Source organism: Streptomyces ficellus (genome assembly GCF_009739905.1).
GTDB lineage: Bacteria > Actinomycetota > Actinomycetes > Streptomycetales > Streptomycetaceae > Streptomyces > Streptomyces ficellus_A.
Genome location: NZ_CP034279.1, coordinates 168092 through 184788, shown reverse-complemented (window position 1 = coordinate 184788; position 16697 = coordinate 168092). Strand labels below are relative to the sequence as shown.

17 protein-coding genes and 1 pseudogene are annotated in these 16697 nt (G+C 72.4%); 12 read left to right on the top strand and 6 right to left on the bottom strand.

Annotated elements, in window-relative coordinates:
• Positions 1-18: 18 nt before the first annotated feature.
• From EIZ62_RS00910 to EIZ62_RS00900, 3 genes are read left to right on the top strand one after another with little or no spacing between them, the layout of a single operon-like run.
• Positions 19-2670, top strand: coding sequence for a sensor histidine kinase (locus tag EIZ62_RS00910; protein ID WP_156690799.1), 2652 nt, complete (start codon positions 19-21; stop codon positions 2668-2670).
• Entirely contained in the window at positions 2667-3104 is a 438-nt protein-coding gene (locus tag EIZ62_RS00905) for a roadblock/LC7 domain-containing protein (RefSeq protein ID WP_156690798.1), read from the top strand. Before EIZ62_RS00910 ends, EIZ62_RS00905 begins: the two co-directional genes overlap by 4 nt.
• Positions 3105-3118: 14 nt before the next feature.
• Positions 3119-3529, top strand: a complete 411-nt coding sequence (locus tag EIZ62_RS00900; protein ID WP_156690797.1) for a DUF742 domain-containing protein — start codon at positions 3119-3121, stop codon at positions 3527-3529.
• 99 nt (positions 3530-3628) lie between these two features.
• Here EIZ62_RS00900 and EIZ62_RS00895 read toward each other — a convergent pair whose 3' ends face one another.
• A complete protein-coding gene (locus tag EIZ62_RS00895; protein WP_156690796.1) occupies positions 3629-4288 on the bottom strand; it encodes a dienelactone hydrolase family protein in 660 nt (219 codons plus the stop codon).
• A gap of 263 nt (positions 4289-4551) precedes the next feature.
• Here EIZ62_RS00895 and EIZ62_RS00890 point away from each other — a divergent pair, with 263 nt between their 5' ends.
• The 3 genes from EIZ62_RS00890 (at position 4552) to EIZ62_RS00880 (ending at position 6967) form a co-directional block, all read left to right on the top strand.
• Positions 4552-5142, top strand: coding sequence for a GTP-binding protein (locus tag EIZ62_RS00890; protein WP_156690795.1), 591 nt, complete (start codon positions 4552-4554; stop codon positions 5140-5142).
• Positions 5143-5474: 332 nt separating this feature from the next.
• Entirely contained in the window at positions 5475-5888 is a 414-nt protein-coding gene (locus EIZ62_RS00885; protein WP_156690794.1) for a roadblock/LC7 domain-containing protein, read from the top strand.
• 131 nt (positions 5889-6019) lie between these two features.
• Positions 6020-6967 carry a DUF6397 family protein gene (locus EIZ62_RS00880; protein ID WP_244375327.1) on the top strand — a complete coding sequence of 316 codons (948 nt, stop codon included), beginning with the start codon at positions 6020-6022 and terminating at the stop codon, positions 6965-6967.
• 70 nt (positions 6968-7037) lie between these two features.
• Here EIZ62_RS00880 and EIZ62_RS00875 read toward each other — a convergent pair whose 3' ends face one another.
• Positions 7038-8108 (bottom strand): phosphatidylinositol-specific phospholipase C domain-containing protein, encoded by a 1071-nt coding sequence (locus EIZ62_RS00875; RefSeq protein WP_156696128.1) that lies wholly within the window; start codon positions 8106-8108, stop codon positions 7038-7040.
• 284 nt (positions 8109-8392) lie between these two features.
• Between EIZ62_RS00875 and EIZ62_RS00870 the strand changes: the two genes are divergently transcribed.
• On the top strand, positions 8393-9958 hold the full coding sequence (locus EIZ62_RS00870; RefSeq protein WP_156690793.1) for an ATP-dependent DNA ligase: 1566 nt from the start codon (positions 8393-8395) through the stop codon (positions 9956-9958).
• Here the strand turns inward: EIZ62_RS00870 and EIZ62_RS00865 are convergent.
• Positions 9934-10413, bottom strand: a pseudogene (locus EIZ62_RS00865) (DUF6328 family protein); the annotation flags it as partial. The gene EIZ62_RS00870 and the pseudogene EIZ62_RS00865 sit on opposite strands and share 25 nt — an antisense overlap.
• Positions 10414-10906: 493 nt before the next feature.
• On the opposite strand from EIZ62_RS00865, the gene EIZ62_RS00860 reads away from it, so the two are divergent.
• The 3 genes from EIZ62_RS00860 (at position 10907) to EIZ62_RS00850 (ending at position 12903) form a co-directional block, all read left to right on the top strand.
• On the top strand, positions 10907-11311 hold the full coding sequence (locus EIZ62_RS00860; RefSeq protein ID WP_156690792.1) for a hypothetical protein: 405 nt from the start codon (positions 10907-10909) through the stop codon (positions 11309-11311).
• Between the two features lie 88 nt (positions 11312-11399).
• Positions 11400-12083 (top strand): DUF6766 family protein, encoded by a 684-nt coding sequence (locus EIZ62_RS00855; RefSeq protein ID WP_156690791.1) that lies wholly within the window; start codon positions 11400-11402, stop codon positions 12081-12083.
• A gap of 163 nt (positions 12084-12246) precedes the next feature.
• Positions 12247-12903: an HAD family hydrolase gene (locus tag EIZ62_RS00850; RefSeq protein ID WP_156690790.1), complete on the top strand. Its 657-nt coding sequence runs from the start codon at positions 12247-12249 to the stop codon at positions 12901-12903.
• Between the two features lie 43 nt (positions 12904-12946).
• Here EIZ62_RS00850 and EIZ62_RS00845 read toward each other — a convergent pair whose 3' ends face one another.
• Positions 12947-13273 (bottom strand): plasmid stabilization protein, encoded by a 327-nt coding sequence (locus EIZ62_RS00845; protein ID WP_156690789.1) that lies wholly within the window; start codon positions 13271-13273, stop codon positions 12947-12949.
• Between the two features lie 163 nt (positions 13274-13436).
• On the opposite strand from EIZ62_RS00845, the gene EIZ62_RS00840 reads away from it, so the two are divergent.
• A complete protein-coding gene (locus EIZ62_RS00840) occupies positions 13437-13832 on the top strand; it encodes a hypothetical protein (protein WP_156690788.1) in 396 nt (131 codons plus the stop codon).
• Between the two features lie 86 nt (positions 13833-13918).
• Here the strand turns inward: EIZ62_RS00840 and EIZ62_RS00835 are convergent, their stop codons facing one another.
• Together EIZ62_RS00835 and EIZ62_RS00830 are read right to left on the bottom strand one after the other, a co-directional pair.
• Positions 13919-14518, bottom strand: a complete 600-nt coding sequence (locus EIZ62_RS00835; RefSeq protein WP_156690787.1) for a cysteine hydrolase family protein — start codon at positions 14516-14518, stop codon at positions 13919-13921.
• An 8-nt stretch (positions 14519-14526) separates the two neighbouring features.
• Positions 14527-15498 carry an LLM class F420-dependent oxidoreductase gene (locus tag EIZ62_RS00830; RefSeq protein WP_156690786.1) on the bottom strand — a complete coding sequence of 324 codons (972 nt, stop codon included), beginning with the start codon at positions 15496-15498 and terminating at the stop codon, positions 14527-14529.
• 168 nt (positions 15499-15666) lie between these two features.
• Here EIZ62_RS00830 and EIZ62_RS00825 point away from each other — a divergent pair, with 168 nt between their 5' ends.
• Positions 15667-16449: a polysaccharide deacetylase family protein gene (locus EIZ62_RS00825; RefSeq protein ID WP_425281782.1), complete on the top strand. Its 783-nt coding sequence runs from the start codon at positions 15667-15669 to the stop codon at positions 16447-16449.
• The last annotated feature ends 248 nt before the right edge of the window (positions 16450-16697 follow it).

Genomic DNA, 16697 nt, shown 5'->3' with positions numbered 1-16697 from the left:
AGCCCGAACGAGGACGCCATGCCAACCCCCCGTACACCCCACGGCCCCGGGGCCCGGCCGGGCAGGCGGGCGCACGCCGGCCCCCCGGCCGCGGCACCGGCGGCACGCACACCCCGCCGCGAACCGCGCGGAGACCGCCGCGAAGCACGCGAACCGCGTCGTGAACCACGTCACCAACCGGGCGGCGAACCGCGCCGGGAGCGGCGGCGCCTGCGGCCCAGGACCGTACGCGCGAGGATCATCGCGCTGCTCATGGTGCCCGTGGTGTCCCTGCTCGCCCTGTGGGGCTTCGCCACCGTCACCACCGCCCAGGACGTCGCCCGGCTGCGCGAACTCCACCGCGTGGACGAGCGGATACGCGAACCGGTGGCCGCCGCCGTCACCTCACTGCAGGCCGAACGCCGCGCCGCCGTACGCCAGGTCGCCGCACCCGGCGACGGCACCGCCGGGACCGCCGCCGACCTCCAGCAGCAGGCCCGGCAGACTGACGCCGCCGTCGCGCGGCTCCTCCTGGACGACGGCCACACCGTCGCGGACGGCGGCGATCTTCCGCCCGAAACCGCCACGCGCATACGCCGTTTCACCGATGCCGCCCAGCGGCTCAAGGCCCTCCGCACGGCCACCCTCGACCGCAAGGCGACCTGGGACACCGTCTACGCCCGGTACACCGCCACCATCACGGCCGGTTTTGACGTGAGCGGCGCCCTGACCGGCATCCAGGACGTGCACGACGGTTCCCACGCGCGCGTGCTCCTCGAAATGTCCCGCGCCGGCGAGATGCTCGCCCGTGAGGACGCCCTGCTGACCTCCGCACACCTCACGGGAACCTTCCCCGCCCAGCGGCTGCGCCTGTTCACGGGCGCCGTCGACACACGCCGCACCCTGCTCCGCGCCGCCACCACCGATCTGCCCGGCCCCGGAAACGAGGTGTGGCGCCGGGTCTCCGCGCAGAACCCGTACCTGCGGATCACCGCCGCCGAGGACAGGATCACCGCCACCCCGGCGGGGCGCCCGGCCGCCACGGCCGTGCCGGCGACGAGCTGGGAGCCCGACCACGCCGCCGTACGCGACGCCCTGGCCGCGCTGGAGGCCGACCTCCGGCGTGACGCCGCCGACCGTGCCGATCCCTTCGCGGGCGGCGCTCTGACGCCCGCCGGGGCGGCCGTCCTCCTCGGCCTCGTCGCCGTCGCCGCCTCCCTCGTCATCTCCGTGCGCATCGGACGTGCCCTGGTCGTCGAACTCGTCACCCTCCGCAACACCGCTCTGGAGATCGCCCGCCGCAAACTCCCGCACGCCATGCGGCGGCTGCGCGCGGGCGAGGAACTCGACATCCACGCCGAGGCCCCGCCGCAACGGCCCGCACGGGACGAGATCGACCACGTCGCGGAAGCGCTCGGCACCGTCCACCGGGCAGCGCTCAGCGCCGCCGTCGAACGCGCCGAACTCAGCCGCGGCATCTCCGGCGTCTTCGTCAACCTCGCCCGGCGCAGCCAGGTCCTGGTCCACCGGCAGCTGAATCTCCTGGACAGCATGGAACGCCGCGTCGACGACCCGGCCGAACTGGGCGACCTCTTCCGGCTCGACCACCTCACGACCCGGATGCGCCGACACGCCGAGAGCCTCATCATCCTCTCGGGCGCCGCGCCCGGGCGGGGCTGGCGGACACCTGTACCGCTGACCAACGTCGTCAGGGCGGCCGTTTCCGAAATCGAGGACTACGCGCGCGTGGAGGTGCGCCAACTGCCCGAGACGGCGGTCATCGGCTCGGCCGTCGCCGACCTCACCCATCTCCTCGCCGAACTCGTCGAGAACGCCGCCCAGTTCTCCCCGCCGCACACCAAGGTCCGGGTCACCGGAGAACCGGTCGGCAACGGATACGCCCTGGAGATCGAGGACCGCGGCCTGGGCATGGGCAAAGAGGCCCTCGAGCAGGCCAACCACCGCATCGAGCACTCCGAGGCCCTCGACCTCTTCGACAGCGACCGCCTGGGGCTGTTCGTCGTCAGCCGGCTCTCCGCACGCCACGACATCAAGGTCCACCTGCGCACCTCCCCGTTCGGCGGCACGACCGCCGTCGTCCTCCTGCCCACCGCGCTGCTCCAGAGCGCCCTCCCGGCCGGCCGCGCCGAAGCCCCGGCCGTACCCGCGCCCGCTCCCGCACCGGCACATACCGCCACGTCCTCACCCGCCCCTCACCAAGCCCCGCGCGTACCCGGCTACGCACCGGACGCCGCCACGAACGAGGCGCCGCGCGTCCCCGCGTACACACCCGCCCGCACGGTGCCGCCCACCCACCCCGAAGAGCCCCCACCGGCCGCCGTCACCGCCCTGCGCCCGCCGCCCGGCCCCCCGGCCGCCCACCACGCCCAGGGCGACGACCAGGGCGGCCTGCCCCGCCGCGTGCGTCAGGCGAGCCTCGTGCCCCAACTGCGGGAGGCCCCCGCGGCCCGCGAGCCCGGGGACTCCTACCCGTTCCAGGGCACTGTCGCCGGCCAGGACGACGACGAACCGGCCGGACGCACGCCCGAACAGGTGCGGGCCCGGATGACGGCCTATCGCGACGGCTGGAGCCGTGGCGCCGCCGGGCACGGTCCTGCACCCACCCCCACCCCCACCCCCGCCCCACGCACCCGTACCCGTACCCGTACCAGCGAAGGAGACGAAGGATGATCGAGCACGAGAGGATCGCCCCCCACCATCCGTCGGGCGATCTGGACTGGCTCCTGGACGATCTCGCCTCGCGCGTGCACGATGTTCGGCACGCCGTCGTCCTCTCGAACGACGGACTCTCCGTCGGCGCCTCCAGCGCGCTCACCCGGGAGGACGCCGAACACCTCGCCGCCGTCGCGTCCGGGTTCCACAGCCTCGCCAAGGGCGCGGGCCGGCACTTCCGAGCGGGGGGTGTCCGCCAGACGATGGTCGAGATGGACGACGCGTTCCTGTTCGTGGCCGCCGCCGGGGACGGATCCTGCCTGGCCGTGCTGAGCGCGGCGACCGCCGACATCGGCCTGATCGCCTACGAGATGGCCCGCCTCGTCAAGCGGGTTGGCGAACACCTGCGCACCCCGCCCCGCGTCACCACCGCCCCGCCCGCCGCCGGCTGACCCGGAGCCGCACCATGACCGAGGACAGTGGCACCGGCCCGTACACCGGCACGCACTGGTACGACGCCGACGCCGGGCCCCTCGTCCGTCCCTACGCGATGACCGGAGGCCGCACCAAGCCCGGTACGAGCAACGTACGGTTCGACCTCATCGCTCTGGTCGTCGTCGACGACAGTCCGCCGGGCGCCGCCGACGAGTCCCTCCTGGGCCCCGAGCACCGCTCGCTGCTCTCCCTGTGCCGTTCCGAGACCCAGTCCGTGGCCGAACTCGCCGCCGACGCCGACCTGCCCGTCGGAGTCGTCCGCGTACTGCTCGGCGACCTCCTGGAAGCGGGGTTCGTCCGGGTCAGCCGTCCCGTACCGCCCGCGCAACTGCCCGATGAACGCATCCTGAGGGAGGTGATCGACGGCCTGAGAGCCCTGTAGGGGCAGGGCCGGCACTCCGACGGCACACGCCCCCGCCCCGCACGCTCAAGACCCGGGCCTCATACGGAGGAACTCGTCCCGGGGCTCATGCACAGGAACTCATGCAGAGGAACGCATACGGAGGAACCAGTCGCGGGCGGCCTCGGCCGCCTGCTCCAGCGTGCCCGGTTCCTCGAAGAGGTGTGTTGCTCCCGGAACCACCCGCAGGGCGCACGGGGCGGTCAGATGCCGTGCCGCCTCCTCGTTCAGCCGCAGCACCTCGTGGTCATGACCGCCGACCACCAGCAGGACCGGCGCGCGTACGCCGGCGAGTGCGGCGGCGCCCGCGAGATCCGGCCGCCCGCCCCGCGAAACCACCGCACGCACCTGCTCAGGCCTCTCGGCGGCGGCCACCAGCGCCGCCGCGGCACCGGTGCTGGCACCGAAGAGCCCCACCGGGTGGCCGCCCGTGTCCGGCCGGTCCCGCAACCAGTCCACCGCCGCGGTCATGCGCCGCCCCAGCAACGGGATGTCGAAACGGAGCTCCGCGGTGACGGTGTCCACGCGCTCCTCGTCCGCGGTCAGGAGGTCCATGAGCAGCGTGCCGAGCCCCCCTTCCCGCAGGACCCGCGCCACCGCCCGGTTGCGGGGACTGTGGCGGGAGCTGCCGCTGCCGTGGGCGAAGGCCACCACACCCAGGGCGTCGCGGGGAAGGGACAGGTCTCCGGTCAGTGTGACCCCACCGGCGGCGATGGAGACCGTCTCCGGGGCGACTGCCATGGTTCCCACCTCCGGCGCTCGGCGACACACCGGGTACCCCTGCCCGTGATGCGAATGCCCGACGGAGCCAGCCATGTCGAATCGCGCACCCATGTGGACACCCGGGCGACCGGAACAGTCACATCGCTCAAAAAGCGGTCGCTTCACCCGGGCCGGTCGCGCCGGTTGCCATACTGCTGGCCTCACCCAGAACGTCTGTACTGGTCGTTGTACCGGTGCCGGCTTCTCACCGACCCCGAGCCCACTCCTGAGAGGAGTGATCGATGGCTGCCGAGCGGTCCGACACCACCGCCCTCGCCCTGAAGATCCTGGTCGCCGGTGGCTTCGGGGTCGGAAAGACGACCCTGGTGGGCGCGGTCAGCGAAATCCGGCCCCTGCGCACCGAGGAACAACTGAGCCAGGCAGGACAGCTGGTCGACGACACCGGGGGAGTGGACCGGAAGACCACGACCACCGTCGCCATGGACTTCGGCCGGATCACCATCCGCTCCGGACTGTCGCTCTACCTCTTCGGCACACCGGGACAGGACCGCTTCTGGTTCCTGTGGGACGAGCTGTCCCAGGGGGCACTGGGCGCCGTCGTCCTCGCCGACACACGGCGCCTGGAGGCGTGCTTCCCCGCCGTCGACTACTTCGAGCACCGTCACATCCCGTTCGTCGTCGCCGTCAACTGCTTCCCCGGAGCGCGCGCCTACGGGGCGCACGACGTGTCGCGCGCCCTCGACCTCGACCGGGGCACGCCGGTCGTCCTGTGCGACGCCCGGGACCGGGACTCCGGCAAGGAGGTCCTGATCCGGCTCGTCGAGTACGCGGGGCGCGTGCACACCGCCCGGCTCCTCGACTCGGTCTCCTAGGGCGTGTTTCGAAAGTCCCGTCTGGCCGGGAACGCCTGGCACGCCCGCTCGCGGCGTTGTCGGCCGTCGGCGCAGCCCGCTGCGCTCTCCGACCTCCGCCTTGCGATCGCACGCACCAGACGCCCCCGGCCCCGCCCTCCGGGCGGACGACGCTACTTTCGAAACACGCCCTAGGCGGGTGTGCCCCCGGAGTCCGGGACCGGGGGATGCCCGCCGACGCGACCCCCTGACCCCGTGCGCCCCACGAGGGGTTCTTGCCCTGCCCACGTCAGTGCGCAAGGCTTACGGGGCAGTGGGGAAGCGGGGAACGCGCGGAACGGGGAGGACCGGACATGGCTCTGGACAAAGGACTCGACTGGCTCCTGGACGACCTGACGAAACGCGTTGATCACATACAGCACGCGCTGGTCCTGTCCAACGACGGCCTCGTCACCGCCGCGAGTACCGGGCTGGTCAGGGAGGACGCCGAGCACCTCGCCGCGGTGTCCTCGGGGCTGCACAGCCTCGCTCGCGGCTCCGGCCGGCACTTCGGGGTGGGCAGAGCGCGGCAGACGATGGTGGAGTTCGACGACGCGATGCTCTTCGTCACGGCGGCGGGCGAGGGCAGCTGCCTGTGCGTCCTCACCGCCGCCGAGGCCGATGTCGGCCAGGTCGCGTACGAGATGACCCTCCTCGTCAACCGGGTGGGCGAGCACCTCGCCGTGGCCGCCCGGCAGCCCGGCGGCGGCGCGCCGACCGGCCGCTGACGGTAACCGGCCCGCGGCGACGCCCCGCCCGGGCGGACGTTGCCGGAAGTTATCCACAGGGCGGACGCGAGACGGCCCGATCGCGCTACCTTCGTGACGCAACGTAATCGATTCGTACGGGGGAAGTCGTCATGAAGGTCACGGAAGCAGCGACCGCACCCAGTGTCGCCCACGGGCGCGCGGCCCAACTGCTGGAGTTGAAGAGGAACGAGCTGGACCTCGCCGTCCAACTGGGACACGTCCGCACCGTGCCGGGTGCCGACGGGGGACGGCGCCGGGTGGCCATGGAGGAGATCGAGCGGCTGCGGGCCTCACCGGACTTCCCGGCCGGTCTGCGCGAGCGTGTCCGCACCGTCGGCACCGCGGGCGCCGCCGAACTGCTCTCGATCACCGGCGACCGCTTCACCAAGCTCGCCCGCACCGGGCACTTCAGTCCCGTGGCGTTCTATCTCAACCGCTACCGGGCGGTCGTGTGGCTCTACGTCGCGGGCGAGGTCCTCGAAGTCGCCGAGCGGCACCCCCAGTTGCTCACCGGCAGGCTGCCCGTCGCGGTGCGCACCAAGCTGGGCACGGGGCAGGACGTCCGCTCGCGCAACTGGCGCGCACGGCGTCTCGGCGTGCTGCTGCGCCAGGCCGAGGACGCCTGGGCGGCCGCGGCGGCCATCGCGACCCTGCTGCCCGCCGACCAGGTGGCGGAGGTGGTCGGCGACCCCTACGAGCGGGCGCATCTGGCCCGGCTCCGCCCTCGACCCGTGCCCGCACGGCCCGAGTCGCTCGCGGCCCGGGACATCGTCGACCGCCTCCTGTCGGCGGACGACCCGGACGAGATCCTCTGGTACCGGATGAGCCTGGCCCTCGCCATCGACGAGGCCAGGGAACTCCGGCCCGCCCCCCGGCCCGACGACACGCACCACACCGCTCACACCACCCACACCGGTACTGACCGCACCCGCCACACCAGTGATACCGGTGCCCCCGGCGACCAGCCGTCCCGCGGCCCGCGACGCGGCCCCGGCCGGACGCCCCGCCTGCTCACCCGGCTCCGGCTGGGCAGGCGAAGGGCGGTGCGCGCCGGCTAGGACCGCGGTGCCGCGTCACGGCCGCGTGACCGCCCGCTAGGGTTCGCGTCCGGTTGTGGATGCCAGACGCCTACTGGGCGCCGCCACGGGGCAGCACGGTCGCCAGCACGGCGGGCAGGGGGTACCAGTCCGCCGAGACGATGCTGGCGTGCCGCCCGGCGAGCAAGGCGACGCGTTCCCGTGCCTGCGCCTCGGTGGGGTGGGTCCCGTCGATCGCGGGTGCCACACCGGCCGCGCCCGTCATCACCACCAGGTAGTTGCGGGTGTCGTACCAGGTGGTGTCGATGGAGCCACTCGCATAGGCGGACGCGTCTCCGTCGAAGACGACGAACCAGGGGCGGATCCCGGCGTCCGCGTACCGGCTGCGGGGGTCGCCCGCGGCGGCACCAAGAACCGCGGGGAACGCCGCCGCCTCACGCAGCCGGCCGGCCGCCGCCAGGTTCCGCAGGTGCGTGGCGTACTCGCGGTCCGTCCAAAGGGTGTCGAACGGGTTGTCCTGCTCGACGGTTCCGGGGATGAGCTCGATCACGATCTTCCCCGCCATCGCCGAGCGCGCGGGCCAGCCGTTCGCCCGCACGGCGGTGTCGAGGTCCTGGTGCCCTGCGGTCAGGTCGGCCGGCCGGAACAGGGCGTCGCCCAGCCGCGCCGTCAGCAGCGCGTCCAACGCCGCCGGGCCGCGCCCGTTCTTGGCCTGGAAACCGTCCTTCAACTCCAGCTTCAGCAGGATGGGCCGGTGGCCCGGATGGGCGTCGTGCCACGCCCGTACGTCCGACAGACACCCGCCGAGATCCTGGTTCCTGGACTTGCCGCGCAACTCGCCCGCGTGGGCGGCGTTCACGCAATTGTTGTCGTTGCCGAGGGGGTTGCTGTGCGAAACGCGCCACGATCTGCCGAACACGTTCGTCCACACGTCTATCTCCAGCATCCCCGCACCCGAGTCCAGCGCGTCGGCGAAGTAGGGGTAGGTCCCCTTCTCGTACGCGTTGTGGACGCCGACCCCGGTGGAGTCCGAGTAGGCCAGCCCTCCCGGGTCGCCCGACCGGGATTCGGCGGAGCGCGCCTCTCCCGGGGCGACCCCGAGCGAGAGCGCGCCCGCCAACACGGCGGACGCGGCGGCCATCACGGTACGCGACACCTTCATCTCCAGCCCCTGCTTCTTGTTGACGCATCGCAAGTCGAGCGAAGCGTAGGCGAGTTGGGAGAAGGAGGGGAGGCCTGATGACGGCGCAGGAGGAAACGCAGGAAGGCGTGGGAAGGAAACGGAGAGAAAGCGGAACCAGCGCGGTGCGGTTCCGCACCCCAGCCGGCGCTCCGCCCGGCATACCCGTGGGCCGGGCGTCCCGCCGATGGGGAGGTGCCGAGGCGGGGGAGGGCCGGAGGGTGCGCCCGCGTGCGGTGGACGCGCGGGGCGTGCACCATGGCCGCATGCTGCTGGCCCGACTCGCGGAGGTCTCCCACCAGGTCGCCGCCACCTCCGCACGCTCCCGCAAGATCGCCGCATTGGCGGAGCTGTTCGCCGCGACCTCACCCCAGGAGGCGTCCCTGGTCATCGCGTACCTCGCGGGACGGCTTCCGCAGGGGCGGATCGGCATCGGCTGGAGCACCCTCAAGGCGCCCGTCCCGCCCGCGGCGGACGCCACCCTGACCGTCGCCGACACGGACGCCGCCCTGACCGCGCTGGCCCGGGTCGCCGGCCCGGGGTCCCAGGCGGAACGGCAGCGGCTGGTGCGGGAGCTGATGGGCGCCGCGACCAGGGCCGAGCAGCAGTTCCTGCTGCGGCTGCTGACCGGGGAGGTCCGGCAGGGAGCCCTGGACGCGATCGCCCTGGAGGGCGTGGCCAAGGCGGCGGCGGCGCCCGCCGCGGACGTACGACGAGCCGTGATGATGGAGGGGTCGTTGCCCCGGGTGGCCCAGGCTCTGCTGGCCGAGGGGCCGGCCGCGCTGGAACGGTTCCAGTTGCGGGTCGGCAGCCCCGTCCATCCGATGCTGGCCCATTCCGCCAAGAGCGTGCCCGAGGCCGTCGCCGCGCTGGGCCGCTGTGTGGTCGAGGAGAAGCTCGACGGGATCCGCGTCCAGGTGCACCGCTCCGGCGACGACGTCCGTCTCTACACCCGGTCGCTCGACGACATCACCGACCGGCTCCCCGAGATCGCGGAGGCCGCCCGGGAGCTTCCGGGGGACCAGTTCGTCCTGGACGGCGAGGTCATCGCGCTCGACGCGGCCGGCCGGCCCGTGGCGTTCCAGGACATCGCGTCCAGGGTCGGTTCCCGCGTCGACGTGGCCACCGCCGCTGCCGCCCTGCCCGTGTCACCGGTCTTCTTCGACGTGCTGGCCGCGGACGGAGCCGTACTCGTCGACCTGCCCGGCCATGAGCGGCACCAGGCGCTCGCGCGGCTCGTGCCCGCGCCCATGCGGGTGCGGCGCACGATCGTCGAGGACCCGGACGACCCGGCCCAGGTGAGCGCGGCCGAGGCCTTCTTCGCCGACACCATCGGGCGCGGCCACGAAGGCGTCATGGTGAAGGCCCTCGACGCGCCCTACAGCGCCGGCCGCCGGGGCCGCTCGTGGCTGAAGGTCAAGCCCGTGCACACCCTCGACCTCGTCATCCTCGCCGCCGAGTGGGGCCACGGCCGCCGCACCGGTCTGCTGTCCAACCTGCACCTGGGGGCCCGCGCGTCGGACGGTACGTTCGTGATGCTCGGCAAGACGTTCAAGGGCCTGACCGACGTCATGCTCCGCCGGCAGACCGAGCTGCTCCAGGAGCTGGCGGTGGAGGACGACGGCTTCACCGTCCGGGTACGCCCCGAACTCGTCGTCGAGATCGCGTACGACGGTCTGCAGCGCTCGACGCGCTACCCGGCCGGAGTTGCCCTCCGGTTCGCCAGGGTCATCCGCCACCGCCCGGACAAGCCGGCCACGGAGGCCGACACCATCGAGCACGTCCTGGTGAGAGGCGGTGGTGACGCTCAGTCGTCGTCCAGCGTGGTGTAGCGGATCCTGGCCCACAGCGGCAGGAGGAACCAGCACACCACGTACCAGGCCACGATCCCGGCGACCAGCCACGGCACGAACCCGTTGTGCGTCGCCACCCGCAGCACCAGGAAGAGCGCCGAGATCAGCGTCGCCAGCAGAAGCACGAGACCCGTGAACGTCAGCCGCGACGCCCAGACGACGGCCTGCGGTTTGATGCGCCGGCCCGACACGATGCGGTGGAACGCCACCGGGCCTATCAGCGCCCCGGTCGCCGACGCCCCCAGAGCCACGGTGACGATGTAGATGGTCTTGTCGGTGCTCGACAGATCGGCGAACACCGGAGTGAAGACCACCGTCAGCAGGAAGCCGAACAGGATCTGCACGCCCGTCTGGGCGACGCGTATCTCCTGGATCAGCTCCGCCCAGCGTCGGTCGGCGCGCTCGTCGGGCGTCTCGTCGCGCCCCCGCTTCCGGTCGCCGGCCTCCTCCCGCTCCCGTTCGTCCGCCTGCCCCGGAGGCCGCGGGTCCGCCGTGCCCCGTCTCTTCGGGTCCGCGGCGCCCTGATCCCGCTCGGCGTCCTCGTCCCGTCGGCCCCACTCCTGCTCAGGAATCCGGTCGCGCCCGCTCGCTCCTCCCGCCACCCCGCTGCCACCGACTCTGGACGTTCCCTGTTCCTGGTGCTCAGGCATGGTGATCCTCCCGCAGTCCCGTACCCCACTTGTCTTCTAACCCGGGACCGCGGGATCAAGCGCCGGGACGCCGCCCGTACGGCAGCAGAAGGAACTCCCCGGGTGTCGGACGCGCGGAGGGTGACCGGAAGCGTACGCACCGCGCATGCTCGGACGAAGGTCCCGGAGTCCCGGAGTCCCGGCGCCCCAGCGACCCAGAGGCCCGGAGTCCCGGACCGTGCCCATGTCCATGCCTGTGCCCATGCCCGTGCTTCCCAGCCGGAAGGAGCCGCGTCCCGTGCGAGCCGCCCCTCTCGTCGCGCTCCTGGCGCCGGTCGCGCTGTCGCTCACCGGCTGCTCGGTACCGCCGGAGGAGATCCGGGCCGTCTCCGCCGCGGCGACTGCCTTCGCGGCGGAGACGGTCGCCGCGGACACCGCCGGCGCCTGCCGGTACCTCGCCCCCGGCACCCGCGAGGAACTCGCCCAGGACCCCGGCCCCACCTGCGCCACCGGCCTCGCCGACGCCGACCTGCCGAACCCGGGCTCCGTTCGGACGACGGACGTCTACGGCCGCCAGGCGCGGGTGGAGCTCGACCAGGACACGTACTTCCTGACCTCCTTCCCGGACGGCTGGAAGGTCAACGCCGCCGGCTGCACCCCACGCCCCCGGCAGCCCTACCGCTGTCTCGTGAAGGGGGGATGAACCCGCCCATGCGCACGATGTTCACGCTCTACCTCCTCACCGTGCTCTGCGGCCTCGTCTACTTCACCGTGGTGGGGATGATGCACCGGTGAGGCGTGTGACCGGCTTCCTCCGGGACAACGGCATCTCCCTCGTCTTCGGGGCCGCCTTCCTCGCCGCCCTCTTCGGCCAGGCGCTGGCCGGGCAGGCCGCCTACAACAACGACCTGCGCTCCGTCGGTGCCCGGGCCCTGAGCTTCGGCGACTACCTGACGACGTCCCACTTCGCCGTCGACGTCACGGAGAACTGGCAGTCGGAGTACCTCCAGTTCTTCCTGTTCCTCTTCGCCACGGTCTGGCTGGTCCAGCGCGGCTCGCCCGAGTCGAAGGAGCTCCACAAGGCGGGGACCGAATCGGACGAGGACCAGCGCGTGGGGGAGCACGCCGAACTGGAGTCACCCCGCTGGGCCTCCGTCGGCGGCGTCCGGCAGGCCCTGTACTCCAGGTCCCTGGGCGTCGTGATGTTCCTCCTCTTCGCCGGCTCCTGGTACGCCCAGTCGGTCGCGGGCGCGGCGGTCTACGGGGAGGAACGGCTGCGTGAGCTCCAGGACCCCGTCCCCTGGTCGGACTACCTCCTGACCGCCGACTTCTGGAGCCGCACGCTGCAGAACTGGCAGTCCGAGCTGCTCGCCGTCGGTTCCATGGCCATCTTCGCCGTCTTCCTGCGCCAGCGCGGCTCACCGGAGTCGAAGCCCGTGGGCGCCGCGCACTCCTCCACGGGAATCGAGGGGTAAACCTGAAGTTCAGGGTGAGACTCAATCGCAGAAGCGGAGCCTCAGAGGCAGAAGCGGAGCCAGTCTCAGTCGCGGAAGCTGGGCCTCAAGGGCAGAAGCTGGGGCCTCGTCGCAGAGGCTGAGCCCCAACCGCACATGGTGAGACCGACAGACAGGAGAGGGCATGACACGCGCGGCGGTCTTCGACGTCGACGGCACCCTGGCCGACACCAACCACCTCCATGTGACCACCTGGTGGGAGGCGTTCCGGCAGGCTGGGCACGACGTGCCCATGCACGCCATTCACCGGGCCGTCGGTCTGAGCTCGCACGACCTGATCGCGCACCTGCTCGGCGAGGACCGCGACACGGAACAGGACGACGCGATCAGCGCCGCCCACAAGACCCTCTACGGGACCTACTTCGACCGGCTGCCCGCCTTCCGGGACGCCGGCCGCCTGCTGAAGACCCTCGCGGGCAACGGCTGGACGGTCGTCCTGGCGACCTCCGCCGGCGGCGCCGAGCTGTCCGCGCTGCGCCGCGCCATCGACGCGGACGACGCCATCACGGCCACCGCAAGCGCGGACGACGTCGAGGAGGGCAAGCCCGCGCCCGAACCGGTCCGGCAGGCGCTGGAGCTGGCCGGGGCGACGGCGGACGGTTCCGTGTTCGTCGGGGACACGGTCTGGGACATGAAGGCGGGCACCCGGGCGGGCGTCACCTGTGTGGGCCTGCTGTGCGGGGGCATTCCGCGCGCGGCCCTGACGGAGGCGGGGGCCGCCGTGTCCTACGACGACCCCGCCGACCTGCTGGCGCACCTGGACGGCAGCCCGCTGGGCTGAGCGGGCGGGGTCGGCTGACGGTGCGCCGGGACGGTCACTACGGTCACTTCTTGAGCTCGCGCTGGAGTTCCGCCTTGTTCATCGACGACCGGCCCTGGACGCCCTTGCGCTTGGCCTCTTCGTAGAGCTGGTCGTACGTGGGGCCCTTGGAACGGTTGGTGCCGGACCGCTGCCCGCCGCGCTTCGAGGACGACATGTCCTGCGTGGAAGTCCTGCTGGCGGTCTTCGACTCGCCCGAGCGTGCCCGCTCCTTGTTGACCGTCCGGGCGGCGATCTCCTCCGCCCGCTTCTCGCTCGCGCCGCGCTTCTTCGAACTGTCCTTGATGTGCTCGTACTGCCGTTCACGCTTCGGGCTGGATCCTGCCGGCATGCGCTCCTCCTGAATGTCCGCCTTGCGGGCCCCCGTGCTTCTCCTCACCCTCGTACCAGGCACCCACCTCCGCAAACGCGCCGCCGAAGAACTGATTGAGGGGCCGGAGGTGAGGTATCCGTGCCTGTACCGGCAGTCGACCGGACCCAAGGAGTGGAGCGACGTGGAGAGCAACGGAACCAGGAACCACCCCGCGGACTGCGACGTCACCGTGCAGCTCAGCGACTGCGGCCGGGAGGACGCCCGGGCCGTCTTCGAGACGCTCGACCGCGTCTTCGCGCGCTGCGACGTCCCCGCGCCCGGGCCGGAACAGGCCCACGACCACGAGCCCACCGTGTGGATGGCGACGTTCGACAGTTCGGCCCGCAGGAGCGGTGAGCCCGGGCCGCCGAACCTCAGCACCTCGGTGACCACGCTGCTGACGGGCGACCACCAGGCCGTCGCGACGGTGGAGAGGGCCCTCGGCGGGCTGTTCGAGGTGCGGTCCGCCGGCTCGGTGTCCGGTGAGCACGAGAAGGAGGCGCGTCTGCACCTCACCTCCCGGTACGTCACGCACTGACCGGAGCGCCGGCACACGAGCAACGGCACGGGAGCACCGGCCGGGAGGCCGCCCCGCCGCGCGGCGGGGCGGCCTCCCGGCCGTCGTCAGCCGTGGCCGTGGGAGCCGAAGTCGATCTCCCCGGCCTCCACCGTCCGGGCGCCCATGTTCCGCCGCATCATCTCCAGGGCGGCCCGCGCCAGCGGCTCGTGGATGTGGGCCACCGCGTCCGTCGGCACCGTCACGTCGATGTGCCGGATGTGGGCGTCGAGCGCCGAGTACAGCACGCACTGCTCCGTCACCTGGCCGCACAGCACGAGGTGCCCGACGCCGAGCTGCGCCAGCAGATAGGCCAGCGGCGTCTCGTAGAAGATCGAGTGCCGCGCCTTCACCACGAACAGGGACGCGTCGTCCGGGCGGAGCGGTTCCACCAGGTCGGCGTGGGGGCCGCCCAGCGCCGTCTGCAGGATCTCGCCGTGGTGGGACCGCCACTCGCCGAAGTTGTCGTTGACGTAGATGACGGGTACGTCCTGCTCCCTGGCCCGGTGGAGCAGATCCACCAGGACCGGCAGCGCCTGCCGCGCGGAGGGCAGGAGCGCCTCGGCGTCCTTGTGCTCGTACGTGTTGATCATGTCGATGACGACGAGCGCCGTACCGCCGGGGCCACCGCCGCGCCCCGGCCTGCCCGGTCCGTGTGACGTACCCATGGGGCGTCTCAGCCCAGGGCCTCGCGCAGCGCGGGCAGCAGCGTCTTGGCCGACCAGTCCAGGAAGGCGGGCTGCGAGTCGCCACCGATCTGTACGAGGGCGATCTCGGTGAACCCGGCGTCGGCGTACGGCTTGACCGCGGCCACGAAGTCGTCGGGGTCGTCACCGCACGCGATGGCGTCCGCGACGTCCTCCGGCCTCACGAACTGGGTGGCGGCGGCGAAGGAGTCGGGGTGGGGCAGCTCCGCGTTGACCTTCCAGCCGTTGCCGAACCACCGGAACTGGTCGTGCGCGCGGCGTACGGCCGCCTCCTTGTCCGGGTCGTAGCACACCGGCAGCTGGCCCACACGCGGCTTGCCCTTGCCGCCGTGCCGGTCGAAGGCGTCGAGCAGGTCGGCCTTCGGTTCCGTGGCGATGACGAGGTCGGCGAAGCGCCCGGCCAGCTCGCAGGACTGTTCGCCCGAGACGGCGATGCCGATGGGCGGCGGCTCGTCGGGCAGGTCCCACAGGCGGGCGGACTCCACGTCGAAGTGGGTGCCGCGGTGGTTGACGTGGCCGTCCTCGAAGAGGGCCCGGATGATGTGGAGGGCCTCCTCCAGCATCTCGTGCCGTACGTCGACCGAGGGCCAGCCGCCGCCGACCACATGCTCGTTGAGGTTCTCGCCCGACCCCAGCCCGAGCCGGAACCTCCCCTCGGACAGCAGTTGCAGTGTGGCGGCCTTCTGGGCGACGACGGCCGGGTGGTACCGGAAGGTCGGGCAGGTCACGTACGTCATCAGGGGGATGCGCGAGGTCGCCTGGGCGGCCGCTCCGAGGACAGTCCAGGCGTGGGGCGAATGGCCCTGTGAGCGCAGCCAGGGGAAGTAGTGGTCGGACGTCACCGAGAAGTCGAAACCGGCTTCCTCGGCCTGGACGACGTGGTCCACCAGGGCCCGCGGCCCCGCCTGCTCGGTCATCATCGTGTATCCGATTTGCACCATAAGCTCGCGAATTCCCCGATGATCGCAGCGGAAACCTTGCCTGTCCGTGCATGGGGGCGGCACCCCTCCGACCCGCTATGCATCGTGTGTATACACCGAGTGTAGAGTTCGGGCGTCCGACCGGCCGGCCCCGACCGGCCGCCCCCCGTCGCGAAAACGAGATGCCCCATGCCCCTCGGCACGATGCCCCTCGGCACCACGTCCCGGACGCGCCGCAAGGCCTCCGCCTCCGTCTCCGCCCTGCTCCTGGCCTCGCTCGTCCTCGGCCTCGGCGGGTGCTCCGCCGGACGGGTGGCGCCGGCCGATGCCAGATCCGACGCCAAGGGGGAGGCGGGCCCCGCCGACTGCCGGAAGCTCAGGTGCATAGCGCTGACCTTCGACGCCGGCCCGGGCAAGGACACGCCCCGGCTGCTCGACGTCCTCAAGGAGGAGAAGGTCCCGGCCACCTTCTTCCTGCTCGGCAGGAAGCACGTCGACCGCTACCCCGACGTCGTACGCCGCATCGCCGCCGAGGGCCACGAGGTGGCCAACCACACCTGGACGCACCGCGTCCTGACCGGCCTGGAACCCGGCGAGATACGCGAGGAGCTGTCCCGTACGCAGGACGAGATAGCCCGGCTCACCGGCCGCAAGCCCACCCTGATGCGCCCGCCCCAGGGCCGGACCGACGACACGGTCGCCGAGATCAGCCGCGAGCTGGGACTCGCCCAGGTGCTCTGGAGCGTCACCGCCAAGGACTACTCCACCACCGACTCCGCGCTCATCCGGCAGAGGACGCTCGACGGCGCCGAGCGCGACGGCATCATCCTGCTGCACGACATCTACGACGGAACCGTCCCCGCCGTGCCCGGCATCATCGACGAGCTGAAGAAGCGGGGGTACACCTTCGTCACCGTCCCGCAGCTGCTCGCCCCCGCCAAGGCCGAACCCGGCACGGTGTACCGGCCCTGACGGCAGTCGCGGGTGAGGTGAGCCACAGGCGGGCCGCACCGGGAACACCCCGGTTTGGTTGACCGTTCATCCGTATGTGGTTGCGCAGGGGCCCGCGTCCCCGGCATCACGCCGAGGCGACCGCCCTCCGCGACCACGGCGTGCGGCCCCGGCTGGCTTCCCCCCGTCCAGCCGGGGCTCCGTCGTCCCCGTCCCGGCCCCGCTCGTCCCCGTCCCGCCTCCGCCCGGCCCCGCCGCACCGCCCGTGC

Bases quoted from the DNA above. Each gene is read 5' to 3' on its own strand.
- EIZ62_RS00880 (WP_244375327.1), top strand. From the start codon at position 6,020: ATGAAGGTCACGGAAGCAGCGACCGCACCCAGTGTCGCCCACGGGCGC.
- EIZ62_RS00830 (WP_156690786.1), bottom strand. From the start codon at position 15,498: ATGGTGCAAATCGGATACACGATGATGACCGAGCAGGCGGGGCCGCGG.
- EIZ62_RS00890 (WP_156690795.1), top strand. From the start codon at position 4,552: ATGGCTGCCGAGCGGTCCGACACCACCGCCCTCGCCCTGAAGATCCTG.
- EIZ62_RS00895 (WP_156690796.1), bottom strand. From the start codon at position 4,288: ATGGCAGTCGCCCCGGAGACGGTCTCCATCGCCGCCGGTGGGGTCACA.
- EIZ62_RS00825 (WP_425281782.1), top strand. From the start codon at position 15,667: ATGCCCCTCGGCACGATGCCCCTCGGCACCACGTCCCGGACGCGCCGC.
- EIZ62_RS00885 (WP_156690794.1), top strand. From the start codon at position 5,475: ATGGCTCTGGACAAAGGACTCGACTGGCTCCTGGACGACCTGACGAAA.
- EIZ62_RS00845 (WP_156690789.1), bottom strand. From the start codon at position 13,273: ATGCCGGCAGGATCCAGCCCGAAGCGTGAACGGCAGTACGAGCACATC.
- EIZ62_RS00905 (WP_156690798.1), top strand. From the start codon at position 2,667: ATGATCGAGCACGAGAGGATCGCCCCCCACCATCCGTCGGGCGATCTG.
- EIZ62_RS00900 (WP_156690797.1), top strand. From the start codon at position 3,119: ATGACCGAGGACAGTGGCACCGGCCCGTACACCGGCACGCACTGGTAC.
- EIZ62_RS00910 (WP_156690799.1), top strand. From the start codon at position 19: ATGCCAACCCCCCGTACACCCCACGGCCCCGGGGCCCGGCCGGGCAGG.
- EIZ62_RS00870 (WP_156690793.1), top strand. From the start codon at position 8,393: ATGCTGCTGGCCCGACTCGCGGAGGTCTCCCACCAGGTCGCCGCCACC.
- EIZ62_RS00850 (WP_156690790.1), top strand. From the start codon at position 12,247: ATGACACGCGCGGCGGTCTTCGACGTCGACGGCACCCTGGCCGACACC.
- EIZ62_RS00875 (WP_156696128.1), bottom strand. From the start codon at position 8,108: ATGAAGGTGTCGCGTACCGTGATGGCCGCCGCGTCCGCCGTGTTGGCG.
- EIZ62_RS00835 (WP_156690787.1), bottom strand. From the start codon at position 14,518: ATGGGTACGTCACACGGACCGGGCAGGCCGGGGCGCGGCGGTGGCCCC.